Annotated in this window: 15 protein-coding genes and 2 pseudogenes; 10 read left to right on the plus strand and 7 right to left on the minus strand. The window is 69.6% G+C overall.

Going from position 1 to position 13,387, the window contains the following annotated elements; translation table 11 throughout:
- Window positions 1-1,594 precede the first annotated feature (1,594 nt).
- Window positions 1,595-1,990 carry a hypothetical protein gene (locus OHB04_RS00050; RefSeq protein WP_326685681.1) on the plus strand — a complete coding sequence of 132 codons (396 nt, stop codon included), beginning with the start codon at window positions 1,595-1,597 and terminating at the stop codon, window positions 1,988-1,990.
- Here the strand turns inward: OHB04_RS00050 and OHB04_RS41610 are convergent.
- Window positions 1,955-2,738, minus strand: a pseudogene (locus tag OHB04_RS41610) (transposase). The gene OHB04_RS00050 and the pseudogene OHB04_RS41610 sit on opposite strands and share 36 nt — an antisense overlap.
- Window positions 2,735-3,337, minus strand: a complete 603-nt coding sequence (locus tag OHB04_RS00065) for an NAD(P)H-dependent oxidoreductase (protein WP_326685682.1) — start codon at window positions 3,335-3,337, stop codon at window positions 2,735-2,737. The pseudogene OHB04_RS41610 and the gene OHB04_RS00065 overlap by 4 nt, the downstream one beginning before the upstream one ends.
- A 68-nt stretch (window positions 3,338-3,405) precedes the next feature.
- Here OHB04_RS00065 and OHB04_RS00070 point away from each other — a divergent pair, with 68 nt between their 5' ends.
- Window positions 3,406-3,984 carry a TetR/AcrR family transcriptional regulator gene (locus OHB04_RS00070; RefSeq protein WP_326806455.1) on the plus strand — a complete coding sequence of 193 codons (579 nt, stop codon included), beginning with the start codon at window positions 3,406-3,408 and terminating at the stop codon, window positions 3,982-3,984.
- A gap of 68 nt (window positions 3,985-4,052) precedes the next feature.
- Window positions 4,053-4,931, plus strand: a complete 879-nt coding sequence (locus tag OHB04_RS00075) for an NAD-dependent epimerase/dehydratase family protein (RefSeq protein ID WP_326806456.1) — start codon at window positions 4,053-4,055, stop codon at window positions 4,929-4,931.
- 218 nt (window positions 4,932-5,149) lie between these two features.
- Here the strand turns inward: OHB04_RS00075 and OHB04_RS00080 are convergent, their stop codons facing one another.
- Window positions 5,150-5,686 carry a hypothetical protein gene (locus tag OHB04_RS00080; protein ID WP_326809371.1) on the minus strand — a complete coding sequence of 179 codons (537 nt, stop codon included), beginning with the start codon at window positions 5,684-5,686 and terminating at the stop codon, window positions 5,150-5,152.
- A 50-nt stretch (window positions 5,687-5,736) separates the two neighbouring features.
- Window positions 5,737-7,449, minus strand: coding sequence for an acyltransferase (locus OHB04_RS00085; protein ID WP_326806457.1), 1,713 nt, complete (start codon window positions 7,447-7,449; stop codon window positions 5,737-5,739).
- Window positions 7,450-7,775: 326 nt separating this feature from the next.
- Here OHB04_RS00085 and OHB04_RS00090 point away from each other — a divergent pair, with 326 nt between their 5' ends.
- The 4 genes from OHB04_RS00090 (at window position 7,776) to OHB04_RS00105 (ending at window position 9,634) form a co-directional block, all read left to right on the plus strand.
- Window positions 7,776-8,666: a TnsA-like heteromeric transposase endonuclease subunit gene (locus OHB04_RS00090; protein WP_326806458.1), complete on the plus strand. Its 891-nt coding sequence runs from the start codon at window positions 7,776-7,778 to the stop codon at window positions 8,664-8,666.
- 13 nt (window positions 8,667-8,679) lie between these two features.
- The gene (locus OHB04_RS00095; protein ID WP_326806459.1) at window positions 8,680-8,979 is read left to right on the plus strand and encodes a hypothetical protein; all 300 of its coding nucleotides are present in this window, start codon (window positions 8,680-8,682) and stop codon (window positions 8,977-8,979) included.
- A gap of 22 nt (window positions 8,980-9,001) precedes the next feature.
- Window positions 9,002-9,370 carry a hypothetical protein gene (locus OHB04_RS00100; RefSeq protein WP_326806460.1) on the plus strand — a complete coding sequence of 123 codons (369 nt, stop codon included), beginning with the start codon at window positions 9,002-9,004 and terminating at the stop codon, window positions 9,368-9,370.
- Between the two features lie 84 nt (window positions 9,371-9,454).
- Window positions 9,455-9,634, plus strand: coding sequence for a hypothetical protein (locus OHB04_RS00105; protein WP_326685688.1), 180 nt, complete (start codon window positions 9,455-9,457; stop codon window positions 9,632-9,634).
- Window positions 9,635-9,743: 109 nt separating this feature from the next.
- On the opposite strand, the gene OHB04_RS00110 is transcribed toward OHB04_RS00105, so the two are convergent.
- On the minus strand, window positions 9,744-9,920 hold the full coding sequence (locus tag OHB04_RS00110; RefSeq protein ID WP_326806461.1) for a hypothetical protein: 177 nt from the start codon (window positions 9,918-9,920) through the stop codon (window positions 9,744-9,746).
- A gap of 91 nt (window positions 9,921-10,011) precedes the next feature.
- Here OHB04_RS00110 and OHB04_RS41615 point away from each other — a divergent pair, with 91 nt between their 5' ends.
- Window positions 10,012-10,290, plus strand: a complete 279-nt coding sequence (locus OHB04_RS41615; protein WP_442815066.1) for a pentapeptide repeat-containing protein — start codon at window positions 10,012-10,014, stop codon at window positions 10,288-10,290.
- Window positions 10,291-10,972: 682 nt separating this feature from the next.
- Here the strand turns inward: OHB04_RS41615 and OHB04_RS00115 are convergent.
- Both OHB04_RS00115 and OHB04_RS41620 read right to left on the minus strand, forming a co-directional pair.
- A complete protein-coding gene (locus tag OHB04_RS00115) occupies window positions 10,973-11,365 on the minus strand; it encodes a hypothetical protein (RefSeq protein WP_326806462.1) in 393 nt (130 codons plus the stop codon).
- Window positions 11,366-11,527: 162 nt separating this feature from the next.
- Window positions 11,528-11,647: pseudogene (locus OHB04_RS41620) on the minus strand (hypothetical protein); the annotation flags it as partial.
- A gap of 4 nt (window positions 11,648-11,651) precedes the next feature.
- Between OHB04_RS41620 and OHB04_RS00120 the strand changes: the two are divergent.
- Window positions 11,652-11,864: a hypothetical protein gene (locus tag OHB04_RS00120; RefSeq protein WP_326806463.1), complete on the plus strand. Its 213-nt coding sequence runs from the start codon at window positions 11,652-11,654 to the stop codon at window positions 11,862-11,864.
- Between the two features lie 865 nt (window positions 11,865-12,729).
- A complete protein-coding gene (locus tag OHB04_RS00125; protein WP_326685690.1) occupies window positions 12,730-13,320 on the plus strand; it encodes an isochorismatase family protein in 591 nt (196 codons plus the stop codon).
- The last annotated feature ends 67 nt before the right edge of the window (window positions 13,321-13,387 follow it).

Here is a 13,387-nt window from a genome sequence, read left to right on the forward strand (position 1 = left end):
GGTTTAGGGAATTCTAAGTTTGCGGGAAAAGACGGAAGGAGAATCTTCGCTTCCGTCGGACGATCTCCGCCTCCCTCGCCGCCGCGCCTGATGCGCTCCGCCAGCCGGAGAACACTCGTTCGTGATGAGGTGCGGCGGGCCGTGCTTTCGGGGACAGCCCGGACCTGCCGGTCACCTACGAACCCCTTGGCGTGACACCAGGAGAGCCCACCCTGCACGCAACCTGGACGCACACCGACTTCCAATCTACGACCGCCACGCACTCATCGCCGGTCTCCCCGTCCCGCACAGCCCGACCGACGTCGACTCTCAGCAGGATGCCGCCGAGGCGGTCACCGACGCCCGTGCGGCCGTCGCCGCCCTGGTCGCCGCCCCCGACGCCCTGAAGACGCTGCTCGACGCCGGACTGCCCGAGCTGCTGCACGCTGCCGCCCAGTGGGATCCCGCGGCGAACCACGCCACAGATCACGACCGCGAGACGGCCGCCGTACAGCTCGCACAACGGCTCGCCCGCTTCGGCGAAGCCGTTCAGCTCTACTACAGCCCCAACCGCGGGAACAGCCGGTATGAGGGTTACCGCCTGAAGAAGAGATCGATAGCCGTGCCGGGACGCGCATCGTGCCGCCCGGCAACTCCTGTGACGCCAAGGGGTGCGAGGAAGCCAACTTCAAGGCCGTCTTCCATCCGATGGCCGGCAACGATGACCTGCCCTGCATCGAGGTCGCTGGCGTGACGGTGTTCACCTATCTGGACCCCGACACGGGCGCTGTCGGGGTGTCCGTGGATCTGGACACGACGGAAGCACAGCTCGTCCGTCCCGATGGCACTGTGCCGCTCCGCATCGATGTCCAGGACACGGTGGTTCTGGAGGACACTCGGCGCAGTGCTCCTGTGAACCACGAGCAGGCAAGTTCGGGGGCGCGTGCAGCCGAGAACCCGCCTGCCAACTGGCGCGGCTGTCGCGACTCACGAGCGGGTTCCAGGGCTTGGCCTATCAAGATTCCTGGAACCCGCGCGCTTCGGACCGGGCACAGTCGAAGATCCGCGCCGACGAAGCCGGACACCTCGGAGCGGGGCGCAGACTGGTCGCCTTCGGCGCCCGGCCCCGCCGCACGGACGAAGACAGGGCCCGCTGGCTGGCCGAGCTCGAACAGGTCGGCGCGACGGTGCTGGACCACCACGGCAACCACCGCTTCTGCGGACGGTTGCCGCGTGTTGCCGCTTCGCGGACGACTACCAGGACGCAGGTCTCTCGGCCGATGAGAACCGTCCAAGGTGCCCCGCTCCTCCCGCCCGGCGGCCTGTTCACCACGCGCACGGGCGAGGACGTCGCGAACCTGGTCGAGGCACTGCACCCTCAACGGCAGTACGGGGCCGCCCAGCTTGCTGCCGAAACGACAAGGGAGCCGCCGCACTTCGGCCTGCCACGGAGTGGCCCGGCTCGGGTTGTGCGCTGGGGGCTCGAGATGTGCGTACTTCACGCCTGCACTACCCGGAGGTTCACTCGTTTGGGCGCTGTGCCTTAGAACTCCTAACGGAATGACTTTCTGGGGTCGACTGCCCGGTGTGAGGTGTCGTCGGGCAGCATGGGGTGATGCACTTTGATCCGCCGCTGCCTCGCGAGGTGAAAGTCATCGATTCGGCCTCGCTGTTCAGGCTGGAGGAGCGCGCGTGTGCCCTCAGCCTGAACTCGCGGTTGGACCCGGCGTGGGTGCAAGCGAATGCGGCGCATGACGGAGCCCACTACCTGTGGCCGGTCTTGTGGAACAGCTTGCCGGACGTTCCGCGTCAGCTGCGGTGCGAGCTGTTGACCACTCTGCGTGCGGGAGACCGCGTGGTGAGCTATCTGGACGTGCTTCCCGAAGACTTCGCCCTGCTGCCGAGGGTGACCTCGCGCGAAGAAGGCATGCAGGTCAGTCAGCTGCTCGACCGGGTTCCTTCGGTCAGGGAATGGCTACTGCAGGAGGACAAGGACTCGGGTCGACTGTGACAGGCGTCGCCAGCAGATGAGTGCGCATCCCAGCATGAGGAAGGCTTCGTGGATGTCGTCGCGGATCTCCCAGCGGATCCGCAGACGGCGGTACCAGTGCAGGTGGGCGAAGGCGCGTTCGACAACCCGGCGTTGGGTGCCAAGTCCGGAGCCGTGTTCGGTATCGCGTCGCGCGATCAGTGGCTTCACGCCGAGTACGCGGACGAGGCTGCGGTACTTCTCGTGGTCGTAGCCGCGGTCACCGAGCACGGTGTCGGGGCGGCGCCGGGGCCGGCCGCGCTTGGGAATCCGGCCGGCTTTCTTCGCATCCAGATGCGCCATGTGCCCGGGCCAGCGAGCGGTGGTCTTGCCCGGTTCCCGGTTGCTGTCACCGCAGGGACCGAGGAACCGGCGGTGTCCCAGACCCGGCTTGGTCAAGTGCCGCGTGATTGTACGGCGGTTGGGCGTGTGCCCGGGTGCGGCGAGCTCGTGAGTGATCCGCTGCGCGGATCACTTCTCGTTCCGCCGTCAGGGTTCGGTCTTCTCGATCACCCACGCCGGTGTCGCACGCGGACTGCGGTGCGGGGTCGAGGGGCGGTCGAGCAGGTCGAGGTCTCCGTGACGGCGCCACCGGTTCACCCACTTCGACGCGCATGCCCGGGAGATTCCCATCTCGGCGGCGACAAGGGGTGATCGGAGGGGTCCGACAGTGCTCGATCAGCCGTCGACGTCCCTCGGCAGGCAAAGGTGCGTTCGGATGCGTGGTCATGCTCGCGTCGAGCGGGCATGGATGGCTCCACTGATGGTCCGCACCGCCTGGTCGACGCTCTGCGCTGTGGCCTCAGGGGAATCCTGCTCGGACTCGTGGATGAATGCTGTGGCGCCGCGCCGGCTGCCGCAGTAGTCGATGATTCCGTGCTCGATCTGTGTCCGTATTGCCTTCTCGTACCCATGGCGCTCGTATGCGCCCGAGTCGTCGCCGGCGATGGGCAGAAGGTGCGTGGTGAGTGTCTGAAGTTTCGGTCGCAGACCCGAAGTCGGGGAGTACTCGAAGGCCCAGCCGTTGATAAAGACACGGTCAATCCACCCCTTCAGCAGTGCAGGCATTGACCACCAGTACACGGGGAAGATCAATACGAGGTCGGTGGCGCGTTCGAGGCGATGGTGCTCACTGGCGATGTCGGCTGGATAGTTGTCCCCCTCGTGATATGCCCGGCGGTCCGCCAGGGTGAACTTGGGGTCGAACCGTTCCTTGGACAGGTCGGCGACCTCAACTGACGCGGGGTGGAGTGCTGCCTCGGTTCTTCCGAGTACGTGATGCGTCAGGGACTGGGGGTCTGGGTTCGTGGCGACCAGCAATGTGTGCATCGAGAGTTCCTTTGACCCGCATGTAACCTACTACTAGTAGGTTACATGCGGGTGAGAGACTGCTGGCCATGACCGGGCGAAGACTCTCCAGCGCCGACCGGCGAGCCCAGCTCGTCGGCATTGCCCGTGACGTCATCGCCACTGAGGGTACAGACGCGCTCACGCTCGCTTACCTGGCCGGCAGGGCAGGGATCTCCAAACCCGTCGTCTACGATCACTTCTCCTCGCGCTCGGCGCTTCTCCTCTCGCTGTATGAGGACTTCGACCATCGACACCTCGCTGACCTGCGTGCTGCGATTGCGCACACTCCGCCGGATCTACGGCAGCGGGTCGAAGCGATCGCGACGGCTCATGTTGCGTGCATGGTCTCCCAAGGCGCCGAACTCGGTGGAGTGGTGGCCGCGCTGGTCGGCACACCAGACCTCGAGAAGGCTAGGCGGGAATCTGAACGCCGCTACGTGGACATCTGCCGACAAGGGATGCGAAGCGCCGACGGTGCCGCGGACCTCGACGAGGAAGCAGCGATCGCATTCATAGGCGCCGCGGACGCACTTGGCCATGCGGCCGCTCGCGGGACGATCAGTCCTGAAAGCGCCCGATCGGCCATCACCACCGTGCTGCTCAGCCTTGTCAACTGCTCTGGCTGAAGGACTCGAAGCTGTGTAGTCGCTCTCACGTCAACAACCTCCTGGCCCGCAACAGTTAGTCTCTTGGGATGCGTGTACTGATCACAGGGGCAACCGGTTATGTCGGGAATGCGGTTGCGGTTGCTCTGGCCGAGGCGGGGCATGAGGTGTTTGCCCTCACGCGGGATCCGGGCTCGGACAGGGCGAGGGCGCTGCGGGACTTTGGTGTCCGGCCGCTGCGTGGACGTCTCGCGGACCGTGCCGTGCTCAGCGGGATGCTCGCCGGTGCGGACGCCGTGGTCCACACCGCCTTCGACCCGGATGATCCCGTCGGCGCCGATCGTGCTCTGTTCGGCGCTCTCGCCGACGCCGGTCGCCGCCAGCACCTGGTGTATACGACCGGCTGCTCGGTCTACGGTGAGCACGCCCATGCGGTGCTGACGCCTCAGACCCCCGTCGACAACGGCAATCTCCGTGCTCGGCTGGAAGCCGAACTGCGGAGTGCCGGGCTGCCGCACACCGTGCTGCGGCCGGGGATGGTGCACGGCGGTGATGCACGCGGTTCGATCGTCGGGGACTGGTTCCGCCAGGCCCGATCCTCCGGGCCGGTGCACCGGGGACGGCGGGACAAGGTGTGGTCCTGGATTCACGTCGAGGACCTGGCGCGGGCGTACACGGCGGTACTGCGTGCGCCCGAGGAGCACGACGGGCGCACCTACCTGCTGGCCGACGCCCATCCCGCGGCCCCGCTGGCTGTCGCCGAAGCCGCTGCCCGGGCGGCCGGCAGCGCCGACGCCCTGGCCTTCGCCCCGGTTGAGGACGAGAAGCCGGTGTACCGGATTTTCGACCGTGACGAGGTCATCGACTCCGCCGCTGCGAGGGGCGCGTTGGCGTGGACCCCGCAGGAGAGTGATGTCCTGGCGGCACTGCCTGCTTCGTTCAGGCAGTGGTCGGCCGCCCGGCCCTGAGCAGGTCTTGACGAGGAACGGAAATCGAGCCCGCCTTGGTCGACGGCGCAAGATGAGTTTGCTCAGCTCCGGAGCGGCCTACGAAGGAACATCCTTCGTTCCGCCGGCCGCCATACCTGGCGCCGCAGCGTTTGTGTCTGTTCGGTCGGCGGCATCCACCGGGCCGTCGTGCATCGTCAGCGCGGCGGAGCGCAGTTGCTGGAGAGCGTCAGGATGTTTCAGGCGTTGATGCCGATGCCGGATACGTAGGCGTAGGCGACCCAGTCGGAGTCGAGGTCGGCGATGACGTCGTCCCAGATCTCGCCGAGGGTGTCCGCGTCCCCGGCCTGCCAGGCGTCCACGGCGTCGTCCCAGATGTAGCGGACCTGGATGGTGCGGTCCTGGACGTTGGGGCGCCGGTACTTCTCCGGGACGGCGGACTGGTCCACGGGGTAGATCTCCATACGGGAGCCGCGGCCCTGGTTGTTGAGGTGCCGCTTCATCCAGCCCGAGCGGATCAGGTTGTCGCGGCGGCGGTCGAGGTAGGCGGCCTCGATCTTCTCCCGGCTCGCCCGGGACGGAGTCGTACGGCCCGCCCGCCAGTCGCGCAGGGTGCGCGGCCGGACCCCGGCCTCACGCAGCGCGGCGGCACCGGCCGGGCTGTCCAGGTACCGCAGCCGGGCGTTGAGGCCACGCCGGGAGGTGACCAGGGAGGCGATGCCGTGGGCGCGCACGATGCGCTCCAGTTCGTGGGCGAGCGCGTCCCCGCCCCGCATGCCCCGGGCCCCGTACTTGCGCCAGATCCCCCACTCGCGCTCTGACTGGTTCACGGCTTACCCCCCAGGGTGTAGGTCTCTTTGGTCTTCATGTCCGCGAGTCCCCGGCCCTCGGCGAATACCGTTTTCCAGTCGCCTGCGATGTGGAGTTCGTCGGTGCCCGACATCTGCACCACCGTCAGCCCGCCGGTGCGGGCCTTGTGGGCTTTCAGCCAGAGGTTGGCGAATGCCTGGGAGCGGATGATGTGCATCCAGTCCGGGCGGCGGATCTCCCGGTTCGTGGAGGATTCGCCGATGGTGGAGACGAACTTGGAGTACATCGCCTTGATGTACTCGACCGTGAGTGTGTCATCTGTGGCGATGGCGGTGGCGCGGGCTTCCGCGAGGGTCCGGCGCAGTTTCTCCAGCAGTCCCTCGGTGCTGCCGGACACGTAGGACTCGCGGATGACCGGGGCCTCGCACAGGCCGTCCTTCGCGCAGCGTTGGAGAAGGCGCAGGGTCGGTTCGGTCACCCACAGGTCGCCGGGTTCCATCCGTGCTCCCAGGGGTGAGGGGAGGTCGGTGTGGTCCCAGGCGGGTGGGATGATCAGGTGCACTCCGGCCTTCTTCGGGTCGTGGAGGCCGCTGGTGTCGTGGACGAGGCGCCCGAGTGGGAGGCGGGTCTTCCATGCGGACAGGTAGGCGGCGTTGGCGTCCAGGGCGGTGATGTCGAGGGCGGCGTGGTCGCCCGCTTTCACGGCGGCCACCAGGGTGGTGTTGTGCCACTTGGGGCGGCCCTCCCAGATCGCGTCGGCGCCCTTCTGGGTCCGCTTCTTGAGGATGTCCTCGGTCGGGGGGAAGTCCTTGTGCTCGTAGCGGCCGGTGGCGCGAGACTGTGCGAACAGGGCCATCACGTCGGGGATCGCGCGTTTGACGAGCGCGGCCCGGGCGGCGTCGGTGTCGCCGTCGTGCTCGCGCAGCACCCGCGCGACCGTTGCCGTGATGGTGGTGCCCAGATCGCCTTCGGCGTAGCCGGCTGTGCGGCGCGGAGGAGACGGCGAAGGCGCCGGCGGCGTTCCGGCGTCAGTGACGGCCGACGCGGCGGGGGCTGGTGCCGGGGCGGGGGGCGTCTGCGGGGCGAGGGTGGTGGGGAGTTGGCCTCCGACGCACAGGCCGTACATGTGCTGCGGCTGTCCGGCGGCGCGGGCGGTGGTGCCCTTGCCGCACAGCACACACGGCTCCGGGGTGCCGGCCTGCCCCGGATCCGGCGCCGCCACAACAGGCGCACCCACCGGCGCAGCCGGCAGGGCAGCGACCGGCACCGGGGCCGGGGCCGGGGCCGGGGCCGGGGCAGTGGCAGTGGCAGTGGCCGGGGCGGTGGCCGGCTGCTGCTCGGGGGCCGGAGCGGGCGGAGTGTCCGGCTCGGTGTCGGGAGGGGCGGGTGACACCTTTGGTGACTCCTCCGGCCCGGCAGGAAGAGGGAGTTGACCGGCGGCCGACGCCTTGGGCGCGGAGGTGGTGGCCTGGGCGCTGGTGGGGAGGCGGTCGGCGGGCAGGCACTCGACCGCGTGCGAGATGCCCCCCAGCAGATCCGGCACCGCGATGCCCCAGTGCGCTGAGAGCCGGTCCACGTCCTCCAGCGACCATGTCGCGCGGCCGGACTGACGACGCGAGAGCCCCGTCGGGCTCAGCCCGATTCCGGCGGCCAGCTCGGCCTGCCGCTCACCCGTACGCGACAACAGCGCGGCCACCGTCGCCCGCAACATCTCCTCACTACTCATCATGACGGCCGATTCTAGCAATTATTTGCTCTTTTTGAGCTTGAATCGCTGATATCGCGACGGGATTGAAGGGTGGCATCTCGCGTACGCGAACGAGAAGGGCGGCGCGGTCGGCCTTCGGCAATCCCCGGTAGCGGTTGGTCTCGGCGTTGTGTGCCGTGGAATCGGAGCGGGCCGGTCAGCACCGCCCCGCCTGTTGCCCGGCCGGCAGCGGCTCCTGCAGGAACTGAGAACCTTCCCGGTCTGACCACGGGTACAGGAACTCGGCATCGCGGGCGCCGTTCACCCGTCGGGTGGCGGATCCGGATCACGGCGTTCAGCAGCCCGCCATGACTTGGCTGTTGAGCGTGGAGGGGCACGAGCACGGCAGGCGGGTGCAGCAGGCTGCCGCAGGGGCCGAGGGTGCGGGAATCGAGGCCGCGTTCGTCACGGCCGCCGGGCGGCTGACGCAGTTGCCGTGGGATCAGGCGGCGGCGGTGCGGTTCGAGAACCTGGCGCCGGTATCCGCGTTTCCGGTCGTTCCGGGCCGCCGGTGGGGGCCGGACTGGTGGTGGGGGCCGGACTGGTGGTGGTCGGCGACCACCGGACGGCACGTCGTACACGGTTCGGCAGCGATGCGCACCCAGCTGATGGTCCTGGACCGGAATCCGGACGTGACCGGCCTGGCCGCACGTCCGGTACGGCTGCTGTGGCGGGAACCCGACGGGCGGGTGCGCTCCTGGGTGCCGCAGCTCTTCGCCCTGTACGCGGACGGCACCGGCCTGCTCGCCGGCTGCCCCTCCAGCCCGGCCGCCGGCGGAGGACAGGGCGCAGCGGGCGCGGATGGTCCTGGAAGCAGCGTGCGCGCGCGTGTGGGCCGGGCTTGCCGGCGCCTCGAGCCGCCCCCGGCGGTGGTGGCGGCGAATCTGCGGTGGCCGGCCGGCTACCGCCACCCACGCGGTCAGGGCCCGCCCAGGCTGCGGGCCGCGCCGGCCGAAGTATTCGCCGTGTCCTGCCCGCCGGCCGGCGGCGCAGCCGCGGTGGGTGAGCCTCTGCAAGTGCTGCCGGCTGTCTGTCACGCGCTGTGGTGCGGGCATCTGACGCGTCTCTTGATGAGCCGCTGCGCGAGGGGGGCGCTGGTCTGCGCTGACGCAGAACGCAGTGGTGGGGATGTCGGAAAGCGGCTGGGCGCCGGGGGCGGTCGGGGAAGGGGCGAGTGCGGTGGGCGGCACACACGGTAGGAGCCAGCGGCCGGTGGTGGAGGCCGGCGCGCACCTCACCTGCCGGGGACGGACCTGGCAGGTCGCCGTCCTGCAAGGGCCGCGGGTCCACCTGCTGCAGGAGACTGGCGCCGAAGTGAGCCTCCTGCTGGGGCGGTTGTTCGCCGACCCGGGCTTCGAAGTGGTGGGCGCGCGGGCACCGGACACAGTGCCGCGGTGGGGGCTGTTCGAGACCGTTCCGGTGGCAGCCCAGCAGCGGGCGCCGGCCCGGCTGCCCCTATCCGGGAGCCTGGCTGCCCCCTATCCGGGAGGCGGGACCGGATGGCCACCCTGAGGGTGGCCGTGACAGCCAGACGATGCGGCCGCAGTACGACCCCGAGCGGTGGACGCCGGCGCAGCGGGACGCGGCCAAGGCGCAGGAGCTGGCGGCGCCGGGCTTCGCGCGGGTGACGCGTACGACGGTGGAGCGGATGCGGTACGCCTGCCGGAAGCAGGGGTTGTGGGGGCTGGCCGACAAGCGCGTGGTGCCGGCCCGTGGGCGTCGTCCGGCGGGGTATGCCGACGAGCGGGTCGTGGCCGCGGTGCTGGAGGCGCTGCGGCGCCAGCGGGGCCGGTCGAAGGGGACGGTGAAGGGACTGCAGGTACTGGTCGGGCAGGTCCTGGAGGACACCCATGGGCGCGGGGTGGTGGAGTGCCGTCACGCTCGACGTTCTACCGGCTGGTGAGTGTGCCGGCCGACCCGGCCGGCCGTCCGGGACGCCCGGCGCGCACCCGGCACCGCACCCGCCCGCGCCTCATCGTCGGCGCCGGTGGTGCAGCGGCCCGGGGAGCAGGTGCAGATCGGCACCGCCCGTCTGGACATCATGGCCGTCCTGGAGGACGGCAGCCTGGGCCGGCCGGAGCTGACGATCGCCGTCGACGTCGCCATGTGGGCCGCGCTGATCACCATCAGCGGATACGTACCCGTCCCGCTGAGCGGGGCCGACTGACCTCGAACTGCTGCCGGTGCGCCGGCAGCCCATCACCGGACGCGAGCCTCGGCTACCGCACCTACAACCACGACATCCTCGGCCCCCACCGCAGCCAGCGCTCCCCCGGTCACGGCCAGGGACGGCAAGTGGGAGGTCCACCCACCACAGCCCCCACGACGCCCGCCAGATCCTCGTCCGCCTCACCGACGGAAAGCTCCACGAAATCCCGTGGATCCACCGCGGCCACATCCACCAGCCCTTCGACGACGCCATCCGGCGCCACGTCCAGGACGAGGTCGAACAACGCAGGGGATCGCGAGCAGCATGAGGCCGGCCTCGCCGACGCCCTCGACCAGCTCCTGCGCCGCACCCGCCACCCCGCCAACACCGACCTCATCCGCGTCGACCTCACCGGTGCCGACCTCGCCCGTGCCGACCTCGCCGGCACCCGCTTCATCGACGCCTGCCTGATCGGCGCCGACCTTACCGACGTTGCGGAACTTGGAGCTGAGGGTTCTGGCCGGTGTGCGCTGGAGCGCCAACACCCGGTGGCCCCTCGGCCTTCGCGAAGTGGCTCAGGAGACGTCCGAGGAGGTCGAATCAGGGTCTTCCGGGTGCGGGGAGGCGAGGGGCAGGACCGTGCCCCGGTCACGGCGCCCGTTCCTGGGCGGTGAGAACGCCTCGCGATGCTTGGGGCGGCACCTTCCCGTCGCGCCGTCCCAGGCAGTCTGGAGGGCGTGCTGTGGGCCTGCGGGGCGCGCCGAGCGGTACTGGGCGCGTAACGGGGATCTGACGGTGCCCCGAGGCACGTGAAGACCTCCCCAGCGACGGCGGCCAGGGGTGCGACGTCAAGCTCGGGGTGTGGCTGGCCAACCAGCGCACCCGCCGCACCAAGCCGGTGGCTGAACGGGCGGCAGCGCTCGCCGACCTCTGAGTGGGCGTGAGCTGCGGGCGGGAAGCCCCGACAGCGTCCGGGAGACAGACGACCGGCAGATCGAGACCCGGCTCTCCGGCCGGTCGCTCCTGGCGGTCCTGGTCACCATGCGCACGATCCTGGACACCGCCTCCCCCGAGCGGGGGCCTGGCAGCCTGGGCCCCCGGCGAGCGCCATCTACCGCCGCACCCGCCAGGGCCGTCGGCACCGCCACGCTCACCCGCCCGGAAGGAAGCGAGATCACCACCGTCCTGGACGACCGCCCCCCCCAAGCATCGCCCCCTTGACGCCCATGCTCGGTATGGGCCCCCGAAACGCTATGGCTGGCTGAACGGGGTGCGCGGTGTCCGCCCTGCCATCTCCATGGGCGGACGACGCACGGCCGGTCCCTGCGCACGGCCGCCTCCTGCTTGGCAAGAAGGTCAAACGGTCCCGGCAGACCGGATTTCAGCACCAAAGAGGTCTGTCCGTTTGTGCACGTATGAAGGACTTGGCGGGGCGGGCCACGCCAGGATGTAGTGCTCTTCGACGGGTTCGTCGTCGTCCTGCGGGTCGAGGCGGTCGCCGTCGTCACGGCCGCGGGCATGGACACGCACCCGGAACGGGCCGGGCCGGGCGTGGGTGAAGTCGGGAAGTCTGCTGTCTTCCCGCTCTTCGTCCTCCTCTCCTGCTGTCGCTACGCCGGGATCATCGCCAGGAAGGGTCAGGCTGACGTCGACGACTTCCTCCCACCCCGCCAGTTCAGGGGGTTCGGGGGTGGTGTCGCGGACGTCCACGGTCAGCAGGATGTCGCCGGTGTCCGTCCCCGTCCGCACGATCGCGAAGCCGCCGGGGCCGGCGAGCCTGCCCCGGGGACGGAGTCCACCAGTCCGTTGGAAGCGGCGGGCCGCTCCAGGGCTCCGAAGACCTCCCCACGGATGCAGTACCGCCCCTCAGCGACGAACACCCGCTCCGTTCCCCCCGGGGCATAACCCCTCCTACATCTCGACCCAGAAGGCGTCGCCGTTCAGGACCCGCTGGCCCTCGCAGAAACGGGCGATCAGGTCGCCCTGTTCGTCATTCTCCCCCTCGGGCACCCAAGCCCACCCCCAGTCGCGGCTGGTGGTCTTCGCCGCGCCCTGGTTCGTCGAGGCGAAGGGGTACTCGTCGCGCTTCCCGGCCGGAGGAGACGGCGACGATTTCCTGGTCGAGGGGGTCGAGAACGGCTTTCATCACCATGCGGCTGTTGAGGTGCTCGTCCACGAGCAGGACCCGCGGCATCTGCCTGGTCCCGCGCCCCGGGCCGGGGACAGAGTGAGGAAACACTTCCGCTGATTCATCGGCTTCCGCGGTCTCTTCCAGACTGCGCAGCTGCCGTTTCAGCAGCGCGCACCGCCTTCTCGGCCTGCGCGCGGCGCAGCTCAGTCTCGCGTGCCTTGGACTTGAGTCTGAGGACTTTTCACTGAATTCGTCCCGTTCACGCAGGAGCCCTTCGATGTCGGGGTGGCATCGGCCAGGGCGTCGGCGCGGGCGCGTACGGCTCCCCAGCCGGCTCCGAGCTGGATGAGGCGCACTCCAGGCCGGCGATGCGGTGCTGGCGGCCCAGGAGGGCTCCGCCAGAATGTCGCGGCGGCTTTTGGAGAGTCGGCTTTCGCGGTCCGCTTCGGCCAACTGCGTAGGCATTCATACTCAAGACCGGCCGACTCCGCCGCCGCGCGGATGGAGGAGGCCAGATCACCGGGGAGCCGCAGGGTCATTCCCACCGTCATGGCACCAGAGCAACCACCGGACACCGGAGGCTGGTGGCATAAGACGGTGACACGAGATGCCACCTCGACCCCCAGTTGCCGTGCGTTCGCAAGCCGGACGCCGAGGCTGAAGCCCGACCGGCAACTGCACGCCGTAGCGACCCCCCTGACGAAAGCGGGAGCCAACACGACAAGAGCCCCTCGAAGACCCGGCTCCTCCAATGTTCCCACGGCATCGAAACAGCCAGCCAGGCTACCGAGCACCCTCACCAAGCCAACCCCCGACAAACAAACCACCATAGGTGCCGGCCGACCAGCACGACGGCAGGGTGCGGTGCCACCTCGTTGCCGGGCGCGCTGGGCCGATCGGGTGACCGACCCGCGAATGGCGCGCCTTCCGCCGGCGGAAGGGCGACCATCGGGGAGAGGTTCACCCGAGGAAAGGGCTTCCCATGCGTCGTGCATTGATCATCGTCGATGTGCAGAAGGACTTCTGCGAGGGCGGCAGCGTTCCGGTGAAGGGCGGCGCGGACCGGGCCGGCGCTATCGCCGAGATGGTCCGTAGCGCCGATGGGCAGTACGCCTTCGTCGTCGCCACCCGTGATCACCACATCGATCCGGGCGCCCACTTCTCCGAGAACCCCGACTTCCAGGACTCCTTCCCTGTGCACTGCGTCGTCGGCGGTGAGGGAGGCGAGTTCCATCCCGGTTTTGCGCCCGCTGTCGACTCCGGGCACGTCGACGAGGTCTTCTTCAAGGGCGCGCACTCCGCCTCGAAGAGCGGTTTCGAGGGCTCGGCCCAGGACGGCACGACGCTGTCCGCCTGGCTGAAGGCCCGCGACATCGCCGACCTCGACGTCGTCGGCATCGCGACCGATCACTGCGTGAAGGCCACCGCACTGGACGGAGCGCGCGCGGGTTTCACAGTGCGGGTCCTGCTCGACTACACCGCCGGCGTCGCCGCCGACACCACGCGCACCGCGCTCGCCGAGCTGCGCCGGGCCGGTGTGGAGCTGAGCGGCGAACCTGTCGTCGCCGCCTGAAAGGCCGGGCCCCATGCCGCCTGAAAGGCCGGGCCCCATGTCGCAGGCTCCTGGGCAGGCCCTGTCG

It is taken from the genome of Streptomyces sp. NBC_01775, from assembly GCF_035917675.1.
Lineage (GTDB): Bacteria > Actinomycetota > Actinomycetes > Streptomycetales > Streptomycetaceae > Streptomyces.